Genomic DNA, 14,949 nt, shown 5'->3' with positions numbered 1-14,949 from the left:
GCATCCGTGCGTCTGCGCCCGCCCCATCCACTGCGATCGAGTCCGAAGTTGTTGCTCGCGACACGCCGTACTGGGGTGCAACAAGTTCGGACTCGATTGCGTGTGGTCAGGCGGTGCGGCGCTGCAGGGTCAGCGAACCTCCGATGATGGCGGCGAGGGCGAAGGCGCCGATGATGAGCAGCTCGCCGCCGACGTAGGCCGCGTCGTGCGTATCGTTCGCGACGGCGTTGAGCGCATCGATGGCGTGCGAGAGCGGAAGCCAGTCGCTGATGATGTGGAGGGCATCCGGGAGCTGGTCGCGGGCGATGAAGATGCCGCCGAGCAGGATCTGCGGAAAGATCAGCGCCGGCATGAACTGCACGACCTGGAACTCGGTGCGCGCGAACGCGCTCACGAAGAGGCCGAGGGTCGTGCCCAGGATGGCGTCCGCCAGTGCGACGGCCACGAGCAGCCAGATGTTCCCCTTGATGTCGAGCCCGCAGACCCATACCGCGTACGCGACGGCGATGAGCGTCTGCACGATCGCCAGCAGCGCGAAGGCGAGCGTGTAGCCGAGGATGAAGTCGGCCCGGCCGAGCGGCATCGAGAGCAGGCGCTCGAGTGTGCCGGTGCGGCGTTCGCGCAGGGTGGTGATGCTCGTGACCAGGAACATCACGATGAAGGGGAACAGCGCCAGCATGGCCGGGCCGATGACGGAGAACGTGTCGGTGTCCGTGAAGATCCACGCGACCAGGCCGATGAGCAGGCTCGGCACGACGAGCAGCAGCAGGACCGTGCGCGGGTCGTGTCGGATCTGGTTCAGCACGCGGCCGGCGGTGGCGAGGGTGCGGGTGGCGTTCATCGCGCGTCCCCGTCGGTGGCGCCCGATTCGTCGCGTGGTTCGTCGCCGGTGTCGAGGGCGTGCCGCGGATGGTGCCGGCGGATGAGCGCGAGGAACGCGCCCTCGGCGTCGGCCTCGCCGGTCTGGGCGAGCAGGCCCTCCGGCGTCTCGTCCGCCAGCATCGCGCCGTCGCGCATCAGGAGGAGCCGGTCGCAGCGGGCGGCTTCGTCCATCACGTGGCTGGAGATGAGGAGGCTCGTGCCGCCCTCGGCGAGCCGGTGGAACAGCGACCAGAGCTCGACGCGCAGGAGGGGGTCGAGCCCGACGGTGGGCTCGTCGAGCACCAGGAGGTCGGGGGAGCCGAGGAGGGCCGCGGCGAGCGACACCCTACTGCGCTGGCCGCCCGAGAGCGTCGACACGAGCTGGGAGGCGTTGTCCTGGAGGTCGGTGGCGACGATCGCGCGTTCGACGTCGTCGGCGCCGGAGCCGAGCACCCGTCGGAAGTAGGAGAGGTTCTGCCGGACCGTGAGGTCGTCGTACACGCTCGCCGCCTGTGTGACGTAGCCGACGCGATGTCGCAGCGAGGCGGATCCGGCGGGCTCGCCGAGCACCTCGACCGTGCCGCCCGCCACCTTCTGCACGCCGACGATCGCGCGCATCAGCGTCGTCTTTCCGCAGCCGCTCGGCCCGAGCAGGCCGACGACCTGCCCGCGCGGGATGGTGAGCGTGAGCCCGTCGAGCACCGTGGTCCGTCCCCGGCGCACGCGGAGATCGTCGATCTCGACGGCGGCCCGCTCAGAATTCATCATGTGATGAATTATTCGCCCGTGTGCCGCCGCGCGTCAAGGGATGCGGCCGGATGCGGCCGGATGCGGCTGGATGCACCCGGCACCCTCCTCAGGCGAGCGGCTGCGACGGATCCCCGAACAGATGCCACTGGATGACCGGCCCGACCCGGCGTGCCAGGTCCTCGGCGGGAGCGGTCGCGATCGGCTCGAGCTTGAGCACGAAGCGCGTGATCATCACGCCGACGAGTTGAGCGGCCGCGAGATTCGCGCGAAGCCGGGCGTCGTCGTCGCCGCCGGCTGCCGTCGCGAGCCGCAGGAAGACCTCGCGGGTGAGGAACTCCCTGAGCATGCGGCTGCCCGGGCCGCTGCTGAGGGCGGTGCGCAGGATCGCCACCATCCGGGCCTGCGCCTTGGGGTTCTCGAGCTGCTCGAGCAGAAAGCGCACGATGCTGACGCCGATCTCGTCGTGCGGTCCGGCCAAGATGACCTCCAGGGCGCGGTCCGGGCGCAGCGGTGCCTCGAGCGACGCGGTGAAGAGGTCGGCCTTGTCGTCGAAGTAGTGGTGCACGAGGGCCGAGTCGACACCCGCCCGGCGGGCGATGGCCCTCAGCGAGGCGGCCTCGTAGCCGCGCTCCGCGAACTCCTCGGCGGCGGCCTTCAGGATGGCCGCGCGCGCCGACGCCCCGCTCCGCGCCTCCTTGCGCGGCCGGCCCCGTTTGCGTCGCTCCGCCAGCTCACTCACGTGCCCATTCTGCACCCGGGCGAACGGTCGGCAGCGTATGCGCCGAGTACTGCCTGCCCGATCGCACGGTGGTTGCTTTGAGAGTGGTGGGAACGCAGTGGGAGCACTCCCGGCCGCGGTTAGGATGAAGATCGCGCACGAGTATCCGCGCCTGTCATCAAGGAGTACCCGAAAATGGAATGGCTCATCCCGGTCATCATCGTTGTCGTCATCGTTGCGATCATCGGGATCTACCTGTGGGCCACCTACAACTCGCTGGTCACGCTCAACGTGCGTGTCGACGAGGCGTGGAGTGACATCACCGTGCAGCTCAAGCGGCGTGCCGACCTCATCCCGAACCTGATCGAGACGGTCAAGGGATACGCGGCGCACGAGAAGGGCGTCTTCGAGTCCGTCACCCAGGCGCGCGCCGAGACGCTGTCCGCTCAGGGGCCGGCCGAGGCGTCCGTGGCCGAGGGCCACATGCAGAATGCGCTGAAGAGCATCTTCGCGGTCGCGGAGGCGTACCCGCAGCTGCAGGCGAGCCAGAACTTCCTGCGTCTGCAGGCCGACGTGGTCGACACCGAAGACAAGATCCAGGCGTCGCGCCGGTTCTACAACGGCGGAGTGCGTGAGCTGAACACCAAGATCAAGGTGTTCCCGAACAACATCTTCGCGAAGCGCCTCGGCTTCTCCGAGCGCGGCTTCTTCGAGGTCAACGACTTGGCGGCCATCGCCGAGCCGCCGCGCGTCCAGTTCTAGCGGGCGGCGATGTACAGGGCTATTGCCAGGAACAAGCGCAATACGGTCTTCACCATCCTGCTGTTCCTGCTGATCATCGGCGGCCTCGGCTGGCTCGCGGCATACATCTACCACAACACGGCGATCGTCGTCATCGTGCTGGTCATCGCGGTTCTCTACGCCGTGTTCCAGTACTTCCTGGCGAGCAGCCAGGCGCTGAGCATGGCCGGCGCGATCCCCATCCAGAAGGCCGACAATCCCCGGCTGTGGAACGTCGTCGAGAACCTGTCGATCGCCACGGGCACCCCCATGCCGGCCGTCTACATCGTGAACGACCCCGCGCCGAATGCGTTCGCCACCGGCCGTGACCCTCAGCACGCCTCGGTCGCCGCGACGACCGGCCTGCTCGACATCATGACCGACGCCGAGCTCGAGGGCGTGATGGCCCACGAGCTGGGACACGTGCGCAACTACGACATCCGGCTGTCGATGATCGTCTTCGGGCTGACCGTCGCCATCGGCTTCATCGCCGACATCTTCTTGCGCATGGCCTTCTTCGGCGGCATGGGCGGCGGACGCGACAACAACAACAGCGGTGGTGGGGGCGGCGGAAACCCGATCATCATCGTGTTCGGGCTCGTCGCCGCGATCATCGCGCCGCTCGTCGCGACCCTGGTGCAGCTGGCGGTCTCTCGGCAGCGCGAGTACCTCGCCGACGCGACGGGCGCGATGACCACCCGCCACCCGGATGCCCTGGCGAGCGCTCTGCTCAAGCTGGAGGCCTACGGTCGTCCCATGCGCAAGCAGAACACCTCGATGGCGCACCTCTGGATCGCCAACCCGCTCCGGCCCAGCCTGATGAGCCGCCTGTTCAGCACGCACCCGCCCATCCCGGAGCGCGTCGAGCGCCTCGAGAAGATGGGCAGCACCTTCTAGGCGACCAGCCGGAGCACGACGAACATCGCCCGCCTCCCTGTTGGGGAAGGCGGGCGATGTCGTGCCGGTCTGGTCAGCTGATCTTGCGCCGGTAGATCGCGATCGCGAACGCGTACGCGATGACCAGGATGCCGACGAGCCAGGCGAGAGCGACCCAGATGTCGCTGCCGACGGGCTGCTCGGCGAACAGGGCGCGGATGGTGTTCACGATCGAGGTCACCGGCTGGTTCTCGGCGAACCAGGCGACCGGCCCCGGCATCGAGTCGGTGGGGACGAACGCCGAGCTGATGAACGGCAGGAAGATCAGCGGGTAGCTGAAGGCGCTCGCGCCGTCCACCGTTTTCGCCGAGAGGCCGGCGATCACGGCGAGCCAGGTCAGGGCCAGGGTGAACAGGATCAGGATGCCGGCGACCGCGAGCCAGGCGCCGACGGATGCCCCGGTGCGGAACCCCATGATCAGCGCGACGCCGATGACGATCGCCACAGAGACGATGTTCGCCACGAGCGAGGTGAGCACGTGACCCCAGAGCACGCTCGATCGTGCGATCGGCATGCTCTGGAAGCGCTCGAAGATGCCGCCCTGCAGATCGAGGAAGAGCCGGTACGAGGTGTACGCGACGCCGGACGCGATCGTGATGAGCAGGATGCCCGGCAGCAGGTAGTTGACGTACGACTCGCTGCTTCCCGTGTTGATCGCGCCGCCGAGCACGTAGACGAACAGCAGCATCAGCGCGATCGGGGTGACCGCGGTGGTGATGATCGTGTCGGGACTGCGGAGGATGTGTCGCAGCGAACGGCCGGTCAGCACGCCGGTGTCGCCGAGGACGTGGGTGGTCATCATGATTCCTTTCGTGCGGGGGCCGCGCCTGCGTCCACGCTGTCGGTGCCGGTCGGATCGGTCTGGGTCTCGGAGCCGCCGGTCTCGCCGGTCTCGCCGACGAGGGCGAGGAAGACGTCTTCGAGGGAGGGCTGCTTCTCGACGTACTCCACCTGAGCGGGCGGGAGGAGCTGCTTGAGTTCGCTGAGGGTGCCGTTCTGGATGATCGTGCCCTTGTGCAGGATCGCGATGCGGTCGGCGAGCTGCTCGGCCTCGTCGAGGTACTGCGTCGTGAGCAGCACCGTCGTGCCCTGGCCGGCGAGTTTCTTGACCGTCTGCCACACCTCGATGCGCGCCTGCGGGTCGAGGCCGGTCGTCGGTTCGTCGAGGAAGATGATCGGCGGGTTGCCGATCAGGCTCATCGCGATGTCGAGCCGGCGGCGCATGCCGCCCGAGTACGTCGCCGCCTTGCGGTTGCCCGCGTCCGTGAGCGAGAAGCGGGCGAGCAGCTCGTCCGCGATCGCGCCGGGGTTCTTCAGGTGGCGCAGCCGGGCGACGAGCACCAAGTTCTCGCGACCGGTGAGCACCTCGTCGACGGCGGCGAACTGACCGGTGAGACTGATCGACTCGCGCACATCGCCGGGCTTGGCGGCGACATCGAAGCCGTGCACGGTGGCCGTGCCGTCATCCGCCTTGAGCAGCGTCGACAGGATGCGCACCAGGGTGGTCTTGCCCGCTCCGTTCGAACCGAGCAGGGCGAAGATGCTCCCCGGCGTGACTTCGAAGTCGACACCCTGCAGCACCTGCAGGTCTTTGAACGACTTCCGGATGCCCTGCACCCGGATCGCGGCGTCGGTGGTCATTTCCGTTCCTCCTTCTCGGCGTCGGCGATCGCCTTGTTCAGGCGGGCGCGCTCCTTGTCGATCCACTGCGTGCCCAGGTAGGCCTGAGCGAATGTCTCGGCGAACTCGACCGGGTCGTCGCCGACGATCTCGCGCACCGGTGTGCCGTCGACCGCCGCCCGCTCCCACAGGTCGGCCAGGTCGCCGAACATCGTCACGAGGGTGTCCCCGTCGGTGATGCCCCCGAAGTACATCAGGTACCGGTGCACGGCTTTCGCCGCGGCGCCGTAGGGCTCGGGGAGCGCGTCGATGCGCGCCTTGTCCTGCTTGTACTGCTTCTTCTGCTCGAGCGACCCGGTGAGGGTCTCGATCCATTTCCCTGCCATGATTACTCTCCGTCTCTCTGCGGGTGTTCGATGTTGCGGTGGAGCTGGTCGATCCGCTCGGCGAGGAAGCTCCAGGAACCCCAGAACTCCTCGAGGTACTCGCTGCCTGTTGCGTTGAGCGAGTAGACCTTGCGCGGCGGGCCCTTCTCGGACGGGACCTTCGCGACGTCGACGAGGCCGCGCTGCTCGATCCTGATCAGCAGCGCATAGACGGTTCCCTCGACGATGTCGGAGAACCCCTGCTCGCGCAGTCGCGCCGTGATCTCGTATCCGTATGCCGGCTGCAAAGCCAGGATCGCGAGCACGATGCCTTCGAGAGTGCCCTTGAGCATCTCGGTCATCTGCTTGGCCATGGAACCCTCCTTTCAACTACTCAGTGATGCTGACTACCACTAGATAGTAACACTGAATAGCGAGAGCGCAAGAGTGATTTTCGGCGCCTCCGTACGAGGGTTTTCGGCCCGGACGCAGAAGTGCCGTGCGCCACCAGGCGCACGGCACTTCCCTCGAGTCCTACGGCACGCTCAGGTGCCGGATGCTCATTCCTCCAGTTCGCCCGTCCCCACATAGCGGTACGGCACGCGCCCGTCGACCGGGTCGCCGTCGGGGCGCCACACGCTCTCGACGTTCTGGCCGCCGACCGTCGTGACATCGCGGATCGGGTCGGCCGGCTTGCCGTCGACCAGGCTCTGCACCACCTCGGTGTAGACCGAGCCGTCGGGGTTCACGAGCACGGCCGTGTAGTGATCTTCAGGAATCTCATCAGTCATGCTCCGGATCGTACTCCGGGCGCACCGGGCCCGTCAGGCTCAGCGGAGGGCGAGCGCCAGCGCCGGTGCCAGATCGCCCCGGTCGGCGACCGTCACGTCGCCGAGACCCTGCCAGGCGGCGGCCTCCCGAAGCACGGGGATCAGCCGCTCGACCGTCTCCGCCGGAGCGCCCGGCTCGCTCCACGCCGACTGCACCCGGAGCACGCCGGCCTGCCGGTCGCTCTTCAGGTCGACACGGCCGACCACGCGGTCGTCGATGAGCAGCGGCAGCGTGTAATAGCCGAAGATCCGCTTCTCGGCCGGGGTGTAGATCTCGATGCGGTAGTGGAAGTCGAACATGCGCAGGGCGCGATCCCGGTACCAGACCACGGGGTCGAACGGCGAGAGCAGCGCGGTGGCCTCGATGCGCCGGGGGAGGCGCGCATCCCGGTGCAGCCACACCTTCTCCGGCCGGCCGCCTCGCTCCCAGCCGGGCACCGTGACCGGGATGAGCTCTCCCGCGTCTTCGAGGTCGCGGATGGCCGCCAGGGCCGGCGCGCGCTGGATGCGGTAGTAGTCGCCCAGGTCGCCCGCCGTGCCGATGCCGTGGGCGACGGCCGATCGGCGGATCAGCTCGCGGACCGCATCCGGGGTCTCGATGCGCGTCTGGAGGATGCTCGCCGGGAGCACGTCGTCGACCAACGCGTACCGCCGCTGGAAGCGCGTGCGGCCGGCGATCGCGACCTCGCCGAAGATGAACATGAGCTCCAGCGCCCGCTTCACGTCGGACCAGCCCCACCACGGACCGGTGCGCGTGTTCGCATCGTGCTCGATCTCGCCCGCCGTCAGCGGGCCGTTGGCGGCGAGCTCGGCGCGCAGCCAGTCGACCGTCGTGAGGTTCTGCGGAAACCAGGTGCCCGGCTTCGTGTACCGCTTCCGCTGGGCATCCATGCGCCACTGGAAGAGCGGCCAGTCCTCGCGCCGCATGAACGCCGCCTCGTGCGCCCAGTACTCGGTGTGCGGCGCTCGGGGCGTCATGGTGATGTTGTCGAGCAGGGTCTTGTCGTAGCTGCCGAGCCGCGCGAAGGCCGGCAGATAGTGGCTGCGCTCGAAGACGTTGACGGAGTCGATCTGCAGCAGATTGATGCGGTCGATCAGCCCGTTCAGCTGGCGGGTGCCGACCGTGGCGGCACGCGGGCGGCCGAAGCCCTGAGCGGCGAGCGCGATGCGCCGTGCGAGCGCCGGAGAGACCTTTTCAACCACGATGACGACCCTAGCGTGAGCCTCGGACAGCGGTTCCGCGAGCGTTCACCTCGCGTCCATCTGTCGCTCCTGTCGCGGTCGCCGCCGCTGCTTAGCGTGAGCGTTGGCCCGGACGGGAATCCGAAGCCGCCCACCGATCGGGCGACGACCATCCGGGACACCCCACACTGGAGGAACCTTGACCATGAAGCGCACACGCGTCGCCGGCCTGGCCGCTGCGGCCACCGTCGTCGCCCTGTCGCTGGCCGCCTGCTCGGGCGGCGCCAACGCAGCAGACTCCTCGGGCGCCTCGTCCGCCGACGCGGCAACCGCCACCAGCGTCTCCGACTTCGGTTCGATGGACGCGCTCGTCGCGGCCGCGAAGAAGGAGGGCACCCTCAACATCATCGCCACGCCCGGCGACTGGGCGAACTACCAGCAGATCTTCGACGGCTTCACCAAGAAGTACGGGATCACGATCAACCCCAGCCAGGACAGCGCGTCCAGCCAGGAGGAGATCGACGCGGCCAAGAAGCTCAAAGGCCAGGACACCGCTCCGGACACGTTCGACATCGGCAGCTCCGTCGCGCTGGCGAACACCCAGTACTTCGCCCCGTACAAGCCCACCGGCTGGGATGACATCCCCGCCGAGCAGAAGGAGCCGTCCGGTCTCTGGAAGGTCGGCTACTACGGGGTGATGTCGGTCGGCTACGACGCCAACAAGATCAAGACCGCTCCGACGTCGTTCGACGACCTGCTGGGCTCCGCGTACAAGGGCGCGGTCGCGCTCAACGGCAACCCGACGCAGGCCGCTGCCGCCGCCGGGGCCGTGGCGTACGCCGACCTGCAGGCCGGCGGGACCCTCGACGACCTCACTCCGGGCATCGACTGGTTCTCGAAGCTCAAGAAGGCGGGCAACTGGAACGCGGCCGACGGCAAGCCGAACACCATCGCCTCGGGCGAGACCCCGGTGCTGCTCGACTGGTCGTTCAACCAGAAGGGCTACTCGACCTCCGACACGATCAAGGGCGGCGGCATCGACTGGAAGTACGTCGTGCTCCCCGGCACCGCGTACGTCGGCTACTACAACCAGGCGATCAACAAGGACGCGCCGCACCCGGCCGCCGCACGCCTCTGGGAGGAGTACCTCTACAGCGACGACGCTCAGAACGCGTGGCTGAAGGGCGGCGCCTACCCAGCCCGCGTCGACGCCATGGAGAAGGCCGGAACGCTCGATGAGGCCGAGTTCCCGGGCAAGCTCGACACGGTGGCCGTCATGACGGACAAGCAGGCGACGGATGCCGGAACCCTGCTGAACGCCAAGTGGGCCAACGCGGTCGGCTAGTGACCTCCTCAGCTGACGCACTCGCGCCGGCGATCGACGCGAATGCCGCCGGGGCTGACACCCGGCGGCATTCGCTGTCGCGCGCGGCCGCTGCTCCCCGTCGTCGCCGGCGCGGGATGCCCGCGATCCTCGGGCTCACGCCCTTCGCCTTCTACGTGGTCGTGTTCCTCGCCATCCCGACGGTGGTCGCCGTCGGGAGCGGGTTCTTCGACGGCACCGGCCGTCTCACCTGGGCGAACATCACCGGTCTCGCCGAACCGGCGGTCGCCGGATCGTTCTTCGGCGCGTTCTTCCTCTCGGCGGTGACCGCCGTCGTCGGGGCGATCGCCGGTGCCGCGCTCTGCTTCGCCATGCTGCGTTCACGGCCGGGCGGCGTCGCGCGTTCGCTGGTCGACTCGGCCAGCAGCGTGCTCGCGCAGTTCGGCGGCGTCATGCTGGCGTTCGCGTTCATCGCGACCATCGGCGCCCAGGGACTGGTCACCGTGCTGCTGCGCAACCAGTTCCACATCAACATCTACGAGAACGGGGTCTGGCTGTACACCGTCCCCGGCCTCATCCTGCCGTACCTCTACTTCCAGATCCCGCTGATGGTGATCACGTTCATGCCCGCCCTGGAGGGCCTCAAACCGCAATGGCTCGAGGCCAACGCGACCCTGGGCGGATCGCGCACGACCTACTGGTGGCGGGTAGGCATCCCGGTGCTGCTGCCGTCGTTCCTCGGCAGCCTGCTGCTGCTCTTCGCGAACGCCTTCTCGTCGTACGCGACCGCGGCCGCGCTGGTCGGCCAGGCCAACAACATCGTGTCGCTGCAGATCCGCCAGGCGCTGATCAGCGAGACCGTGCTCGGCCGCGCGAACCTCGCCGGCTCGATGGCGCTCGGGATGCTCGTGGTGATGATCGTCGTGATGCTCGGCTACTCGGCCCTGGTGTCGCGCACCGCGCGGTGGCAGCGATGAGCCGCGGCCGCGAGACGCTGCGCTTCGGGCCGGGACCGGTGACCCGTGCGGTGATCTGGACCGTCTTCGGGCTGTTCTTCCTCATCCCGCTGTTCTCGATGCTCGAGTTCACCCTGCGCACCGCGAAGCCCGGCGTCTACGATTTCAGCCGCTGGATCCTCGTCTTCAGCGGCACCACGACGCGGTACGACCGCATCTACCAGGGGCTCGGCAACTCGCTCGTGCTTGCACTGGTCACGGTGCTCATCGTGCTGCTCGTGCTGCTGCCGACCATGGTGCTCGTCGAGCTGCGCCTGCCGCGGCTGCGCCGCCTGCTCGAAGTGGTCTGCCTGCTGCCGATCATGATCCCGGCGATCGTGCTCGTCGTCGGCCTCGCCCCGACGTACGCCGTCGTCACGCAGATCTTCGGCTCCGGCACCTGGACGCTCGCGTTCGCGTACGGCATCACGGTGCTCCCGTACGCCTACCGCTCCATCCAGAGCAACATCGCTGCGATCGACATCATGACCCTCAGCGAGGCCGGCCGCTCGCTCGGAGCCGGCTGGTTCAGCGTGCTCACGCGCATCCTGGTGCCCAACCTCCGGCGCGGCATCCTGGCGGCGAGCGTGCTGTCGGTCGCCGTGGTCCTCGGCGAGTTCACGATCGCCTCCCTGCTCAGCCGCGTCAACCTGCAGACGTCGCTGCTGCTGGTGTCGCAGTCCGATCCGTTCGTCGCGGTCATCTTCGCTCTGCTCGCGCTGGTGTTCGCATTCCTCCTCCTCGTCGTCGTCGACCGCCTCGTCGCGGCACGGCGGCGCCCGGCGAAAGGCCGACCGTCATGACCCAGACCGAATCCGTGGCGCTCGGCGCCACCGACCTCGGCTCCACCGTCGAACTGCGCGACGTAGTGCGCGACTTCGGCGGGGGAGTCGGCCTGAACGGCATCCAGCTCGCCGCTGCGCCGGGCGAGCTCATCGCCCTGCTCGGGCCGAGCGGCTGCGGCAAGACCACCGCTCTGCGCGCGCTCGCCGGGCTCGAGCGGGTGGATGCCGGCAGCATCCTGATCGACGGCGTAGACGTGACCGACGAGCCGACCAACCGACGCGACCTCGGCATGGTGTTCCAGTCGTACTCGCTGTTCCCGCACCTCACAGCGGGCGCGAACGTCGAGTTCGGGCTCCGGATGCGGAAGGTGCCCACGGCCGTGCGACGGGAACGCGCGCTGGAGGCCCTCGAGCTGGTCGGCCTCGGCCAGCACGCCGAGCGGTACGCGCACCAGCTCAGCGGCGGGCAGCAGCAGCGTGTCGCCCTCGCCCGCGCGCTGGTCACCCGGCCGCGCGTGCTGCTGCTCGACGAGCCGCTCTCCGCCCTCGACGCCAAGGTGCGCGTGCAGCTGCGCGAGGAGATCCGGCGCATCCAGAGCGAGCTCGGCATCACGACGTTCTTCGTCACCCACGACCAGGAGGAGGCGCTCGCCATCGCCGATCGTGTCGCGGTGATGCGGGCGGGCGACATCGAGCAGATCGGGACACCAGAGGAGCTCTACCGCCGGCCGGCGACGCCGTTCGTCGCCGAGTTCGTCGGGCTGAACAACCGGGTGGCGGGGGACTTGTCGGCCGGAGTGCTGACGGTCCTGGGCCGTCGGCTGCCGCTGGTGAACAGCGGGCTCGCCGACGGGGAGGTGCTCGCCTACCTGCGTCCCGAGGACGTGCTGCTCGCCTCCGACGGCATCCCGGCCACGGTCGTCTCCACGAGCTTCCTCGGCGCGCTGCGGCGCACACGGGTGCAGCTGGACGACGGCACGGAGCTCGCGCTGCAGCACGCGGCGCACGAGACGCCAGAGGCCGGTTCGCGGGTGCACCTCGAACTGGCGGGGACGCCGGTGACCGCCACACCGGCGCCTGCTGCACGGTAGGTGCGGGGCGGTCGCGCATGTCCGGCTCCCGGCTGAGCGCGCACTGAGCATCTTGCCCAACCGCCGTCAACCCCGGTGCGACGAACGAGCACGCCCATAAACTGGCGAGCATGGCAGACACGGATGCGACTGAGCCGGTTCCCCCGCCCCTCCCGGCAGAGAACCGGGCGCCGGCCCGCGGCTGGTTCCTGAACCGGCGGCGACGCGACGCCGGCGAGGTGCTCGAACCGATCGACGAGGCGCTGCCGCGGGGCATGCGCATCGCCGGGGCGTGGTCGTGGCGGCTGCTGGTGATCGGCGCGGTCATCGCCGTGGTGGTGTTCCTCATCATCCAGTTGCGACTGATCATCATCCCGCTCCTGATCGCCGTGCTGATCTCCGCCCTGCTCGTCCCGTTCGTCGACCTGCTGCACCGGCACAAGTGGCCGCGCTGGCTGGCGATCGTCGCGGCGATGGTGAGCGTTCTCGTGGTCGTCGGCGGACTCCTCTACCTCGCCGTCTGGCAGGTCACCCGGCAGAGCCACGAGCTCAGCACGCAGTCGGTCGCCGCCTATGACCAGTTCCGCTCGTGGCTCACCACGGGCCCGCTCGGTCTCACCGAAGCGCAGATCACCAGCGGCCTCGACTCGATCTGGAACTCCGTGCAGCAGGACAGCCAGGTGTTCATCTCGGGAGCTCTGTCGCTCGGGTCGACCCTGGGTCACGTGCTCACCGGTCTGCTGCTCACGGTATTCAGCACCCTGTTCATCCTGATCGACGGCAAGAGCATCTGGGGCTGGATCGTGCGGATCTTCCCGCGGCGTGCACGCCCGGCCGTCGACGGCGCCGGTCAGGCAGGCTGGACGACCCTGCGCAACTTCGTCAAGGTTCAGATCGTCGTGGCCTCGATCGACGCGGTCGGCATCGGACTCGGGGCGTTCATCCTCGGCCTGCCGCTCGTGGCGCCGATCGCCGTGCTCGTGTTCCTGGGCTCGTTCATCCCGATCGTCGGCGCGGTGATCACCGGCGCGCTCGCCGTGCTCATCGCCCTCATCTTCAAGGGCTGGGTGTTCGCGCTCATCATGCTCGGCGTCGTGCTGCTCGTGCAGCAGATCGAGGGTCACGTGCTGCAGCCGTTCATCATGGGCACCGCCGTCAAGGTTCACCCGCTCGCGGTGGTGCTGGTGGTCGCTGCCGGTTCGCTCCTCGCCGGCATCCCGGGAGCCCTTTTCGCGGTGCCGTTCGCGGCGGTGCTCAACGTGATGGTGCACTACGTCTCGAGCGGCGTCTGGCGCTCGCAGCCGGCCGGCGCGTACAGCGAGCCGACCACCGTGCTCTGGCAGACGGTGCCACGACCCGTACGCAAGCCGAGGGTGTGACGGGAATCCGTTCACATTCGGTTTCCGGAATACGGGCGCGAGTAGGCTGATCGCGTGGCTACGCTGACTGACACGACGCGCACACCTTTCGCAGGGCCCAGCCTCGACGAGATCGAGTCGGCGCGCGCGATCGTGGGCCGCGTCGCAGAGCCCACGCCCATCGAGACGTCGCGCTATCTCACTGATGTGCTCGGCGCCCCGGTCCTCCTCAAGTGCGAGAACCTGCAGCGCACCGGGTCGTACAAGATCCGCGGCGCCTACAACCGGCTCGCCAAGTTGACCGCCGAGGAGCGCGAACGCGGCGTCGTCGCCGCCTCGGCGGGCAACCACGCGCAGGGCGTGGCGTTCGCCGCCCGAGAGCTCGGCATCCACGCCACGATCTTCATGCCCGTCGGCGTCGCCATCCCCAAGTTCCAGGCCACCCGCGCGTACGGCGCAGACGTGGTGCTCAGCGGCAGCATCGTCGACGAGACGCTCCGCGCCGCCGCCGACTTCGCGGCTGAGACCGGCGCCGTGCTCATCCCGCCCTTCGACCACCTCGACGTGATCACCGGGCAGGCGACGCTGGGGCTCGAGATCCTCGACGCCGTGCCGGATGCCGCGACCGTGATCATCCCGATCGGCGGCGGCGGCCTGATCTCCGGCGTCGCCAGCGCGGTCAAGCAGCGTGCTGCCCGTGACGGGCGCGAGATCCGCGTGATCGGCGTGCAGGCGGCCAATGCGGCGTCCTACCCTGTTTCGCTCACCGCGGGGGAGCCCACCGAGATCTCGCTCGTCGCGACGATCGCCGACGGCATCGCGGTCAGCAAGCCCGGCGCCCTGAACTTCGAGATCATCCGCGACATCGTCGACGAGGTCGTCACGGTCAGCGAAGACGACATCGCGCGCGCCATGCTCGTGCTGCTCGAGCGCGCCAAGATGGTCGTCGAGCCCGCCGGCGCCGTCTCGGTGGCGGCGATCCTGGCCGGCAAGGTCGCGCCGAACGGCACGACGGTCGCGATCCTCTCCGGTGGAAACATCGACCCCCTGCTGATGCAGCGGGTGATCAGCCATGGGCTCGCCGCGTCCGACCGCTATCTCAAGCTCACGATCATGCTGCCCGACCGCCCCGGTCAGCTCGCGCGCATCTCCGAGATCCTCGCCGGGGCCAACGCCAACGTGGTCGAGGTGCTGCACACGCGCCACGGCCGCGGGCTCCAGATCAGCCAGGTCGAGCTCGACGTGAGCGTCGAGACGCGCGGCACCGATCACCGCAAGCAGGTCATCGAAGCGCTGCGCTCGGCCGGATACGACCCGGTGGTCGACGACGAGTAGCCGCGCCCGGCGACCTGCCGCGAACGACGAAGCGGGCCGG

Annotated in this window: 17 protein-coding genes; 8 read left to right on the top strand and 9 right to left on the bottom strand. The window is 68.7% G+C overall.

All coding sequences use genetic code 11. The annotated features are described in order from the left end of the window. Positions 1-106: 106 nt before the first annotated feature. The 3 genes from PKE84_RS00500 to PKE84_RS00490 all read right to left on the bottom strand — a co-directional run bounded on the left by PKE84_RS00500 (position 107) and on the right by PKE84_RS00490 (position 2,350). Positions 107-841, bottom strand: a complete 735-nt coding sequence (locus tag PKE84_RS00500) for an ABC transporter permease (protein ID WP_271175238.1) — start codon at positions 839-841, stop codon at positions 107-109. Next, complete coding sequence (locus tag PKE84_RS00495; protein ID WP_309297476.1) at positions 838-1,629, bottom strand: ABC transporter ATP-binding protein; 792 nt, start codon at positions 1,627-1,629, stop codon at positions 838-840. Before PKE84_RS00495 ends, PKE84_RS00500 begins: the two co-directional genes overlap by 4 nt. A gap of 88 nt (positions 1,630-1,717) precedes the next feature. Continuing rightward, positions 1,718-2,350 (bottom strand): TetR/AcrR family transcriptional regulator, encoded by a 633-nt coding sequence (locus tag PKE84_RS00490; RefSeq protein ID WP_271175237.1) that lies wholly within the window; start codon positions 2,348-2,350, stop codon positions 1,718-1,720. 174 nt (positions 2,351-2,524) lie between these two features. Here PKE84_RS00490 and PKE84_RS00485 point away from each other — a divergent pair, with 174 nt between their 5' ends. Together PKE84_RS00485 and PKE84_RS00480 are read left to right on the top strand one after the other, a co-directional pair. After that, entirely contained in the window at positions 2,525-3,091 is a 567-nt protein-coding gene (locus tag PKE84_RS00485) for a LemA family protein (RefSeq protein ID WP_271175236.1), read from the top strand. A 9-nt stretch (positions 3,092-3,100) separates the two neighbouring features. Next, positions 3,101-4,006, top strand: coding sequence for a M48 family metallopeptidase (locus PKE84_RS00480; protein ID WP_271175235.1), 906 nt, complete (start codon positions 3,101-3,103; stop codon positions 4,004-4,006). 73 nt (positions 4,007-4,079) lie between these two features. Here the strand turns inward: PKE84_RS00480 and PKE84_RS00475 are convergent, their stop codons facing one another. From PKE84_RS00475 to PKE84_RS00450, 6 genes are all read right to left on the bottom strand, one after another. Then, a complete protein-coding gene (locus PKE84_RS00475) occupies positions 4,080-4,844 on the bottom strand; it encodes an ABC transporter permease (protein WP_271175234.1) in 765 nt (254 codons plus the stop codon). Continuing rightward, complete coding sequence (locus PKE84_RS00470; RefSeq protein WP_271175233.1) at positions 4,844-5,686, bottom strand: ABC transporter ATP-binding protein; 843 nt, start codon at positions 5,684-5,686, stop codon at positions 4,844-4,846. Before PKE84_RS00470 ends, PKE84_RS00475 begins: the two co-directional genes overlap by 1 nt. After that, positions 5,683-6,051 carry a DUF1048 domain-containing protein gene (locus PKE84_RS00465; protein WP_271175232.1) on the bottom strand — a complete coding sequence of 123 codons (369 nt, stop codon included), beginning with the start codon at positions 6,049-6,051 and terminating at the stop codon, positions 5,683-5,685. Before PKE84_RS00465 ends, PKE84_RS00470 begins: the two co-directional genes overlap by 4 nt. A gap of 2 nt (positions 6,052-6,053) precedes the next feature. Beyond that, the gene (locus tag PKE84_RS00460) at positions 6,054-6,404 is read right to left on the bottom strand and encodes a PadR family transcriptional regulator (RefSeq protein WP_271175231.1); all 351 of its coding nucleotides are present in this window, start codon (positions 6,402-6,404) and stop codon (positions 6,054-6,056) included. A gap of 186 nt (positions 6,405-6,590) precedes the next feature. Beyond that, positions 6,591-6,821 (bottom strand): hypothetical protein, encoded by a 231-nt coding sequence (locus PKE84_RS00455; RefSeq protein WP_271175230.1) that lies wholly within the window; start codon positions 6,819-6,821, stop codon positions 6,591-6,593. A gap of 39 nt (positions 6,822-6,860) precedes the next feature. Beyond that, a complete protein-coding gene (locus PKE84_RS00450; protein ID WP_271175229.1) occupies positions 6,861-8,063 on the bottom strand; it encodes a winged helix-turn-helix domain-containing protein in 1,203 nt (400 codons plus the stop codon). A 178-nt stretch (positions 8,064-8,241) separates the two neighbouring features. Between PKE84_RS00450 and PKE84_RS00445 the strand changes: the two genes are divergently transcribed. The 6 genes from PKE84_RS00445 to ilvA all read left to right on the top strand — a co-directional run bounded on the left by PKE84_RS00445 (position 8,242) and on the right by ilvA (position 14,909). Continuing rightward, the gene (locus PKE84_RS00445; RefSeq protein ID WP_373877092.1) at positions 8,242-9,387 is read left to right on the top strand and encodes an ABC transporter substrate-binding protein; all 1,146 of its coding nucleotides are present in this window, start codon (positions 8,242-8,244) and stop codon (positions 9,385-9,387) included. Then, positions 9,366-10,343: an ABC transporter permease gene (locus PKE84_RS00440; RefSeq protein WP_271175227.1), complete on the top strand. Its 978-nt coding sequence runs from the start codon at positions 9,366-9,368 to the stop codon at positions 10,341-10,343. Before PKE84_RS00445 ends, PKE84_RS00440 begins: the two co-directional genes overlap by 22 nt. Further along, positions 10,331-11,164 (top strand): ABC transporter permease subunit, encoded by an 834-nt coding sequence (locus PKE84_RS00435; protein WP_373877091.1) that lies wholly within the window; start codon positions 10,331-10,333, stop codon positions 11,162-11,164. Before PKE84_RS00440 ends, PKE84_RS00435 begins: the two co-directional genes overlap by 13 nt. Then, on the top strand, positions 11,161-12,237 hold the full coding sequence (locus PKE84_RS00430) for an ABC transporter ATP-binding protein (protein WP_271175225.1): 1,077 nt from the start codon (positions 11,161-11,163) through the stop codon (positions 12,235-12,237). Before PKE84_RS00435 ends, PKE84_RS00430 begins: the two co-directional genes overlap by 4 nt. Positions 12,238-12,347: 110 nt before the next feature. After that, positions 12,348-13,595: an AI-2E family transporter gene (locus PKE84_RS00425; protein ID WP_271175224.1), complete on the top strand. Its 1,248-nt coding sequence runs from the start codon at positions 12,348-12,350 to the stop codon at positions 13,593-13,595. A 54-nt stretch (positions 13,596-13,649) separates the two neighbouring features. Continuing rightward, the gene (gene ilvA / locus PKE84_RS00420; RefSeq protein ID WP_271175223.1) at positions 13,650-14,909 is read left to right on the top strand and encodes a threonine ammonia-lyase; all 1,260 of its coding nucleotides are present in this window, start codon (positions 13,650-13,652) and stop codon (positions 14,907-14,909) included. Positions 14,910-14,949: the final 40 nt, after the last annotated feature.

It is taken from the genome of Leifsonia poae (assembly GCF_027921845.1).
GTDB classification, from domain to species: domain Bacteria; phylum Actinomycetota; class Actinomycetes; order Actinomycetales; family Microbacteriaceae; genus Leifsonia; species Leifsonia poae.
This window is presented reverse-complemented; position numbering and strand designations above follow the sequence as displayed.

Excerpts from the sequence above, each read along its gene's own strand:
- PKE84_RS00500 (WP_271175238.1), bottom strand. The coding sequence starts at position 841 with ATGAACGCCACCCGCACCCTCGCCACCGCCGGCCGCGTGCTGAACCAG.
- PKE84_RS00495 (WP_309297476.1), bottom strand. The coding sequence starts at position 1,629 with ATGATGAATTCTGAGCGGGCCGCCGTCGAGATCGACGATCTCCGCGTG.
- PKE84_RS00485 (WP_271175236.1), top strand. The coding sequence starts at position 2,525 with ATGGAATGGCTCATCCCGGTCATCATCGTTGTCGTCATCGTTGCGATC.
- PKE84_RS00480 (WP_271175235.1), top strand. The coding sequence starts at position 3,101 with ATGTACAGGGCTATTGCCAGGAACAAGCGCAATACGGTCTTCACCATC.
- PKE84_RS00475 (WP_271175234.1), bottom strand. The coding sequence starts at position 4,844 with ATGACCACCCACGTCCTCGGCGACACCGGCGTGCTGACCGGCCGTTCG.
- PKE84_RS00470 (WP_271175233.1), bottom strand. The coding sequence starts at position 5,686 with ATGACCACCGACGCCGCGATCCGGGTGCAGGGCATCCGGAAGTCGTTC.
- PKE84_RS00465 (WP_271175232.1), bottom strand. The coding sequence starts at position 6,051 with ATGGCAGGGAAATGGATCGAGACCCTCACCGGGTCGCTCGAGCAGAAG.
- PKE84_RS00460 (WP_271175231.1), bottom strand. The coding sequence starts at position 6,404 with ATGGCCAAGCAGATGACCGAGATGCTCAAGGGCACTCTCGAAGGCATC.
- PKE84_RS00455 (WP_271175230.1), bottom strand. The coding sequence starts at position 6,821 with ATGACTGATGAGATTCCTGAAGATCACTACACGGCCGTGCTCGTGAAC.
- PKE84_RS00430 (WP_271175225.1), top strand. The coding sequence starts at position 11,161 with ATGACCCAGACCGAATCCGTGGCGCTCGGCGCCACCGACCTCGGCTCC.
- PKE84_RS00425 (WP_271175224.1), top strand. The coding sequence starts at position 12,348 with ATGGCAGACACGGATGCGACTGAGCCGGTTCCCCCGCCCCTCCCGGCA.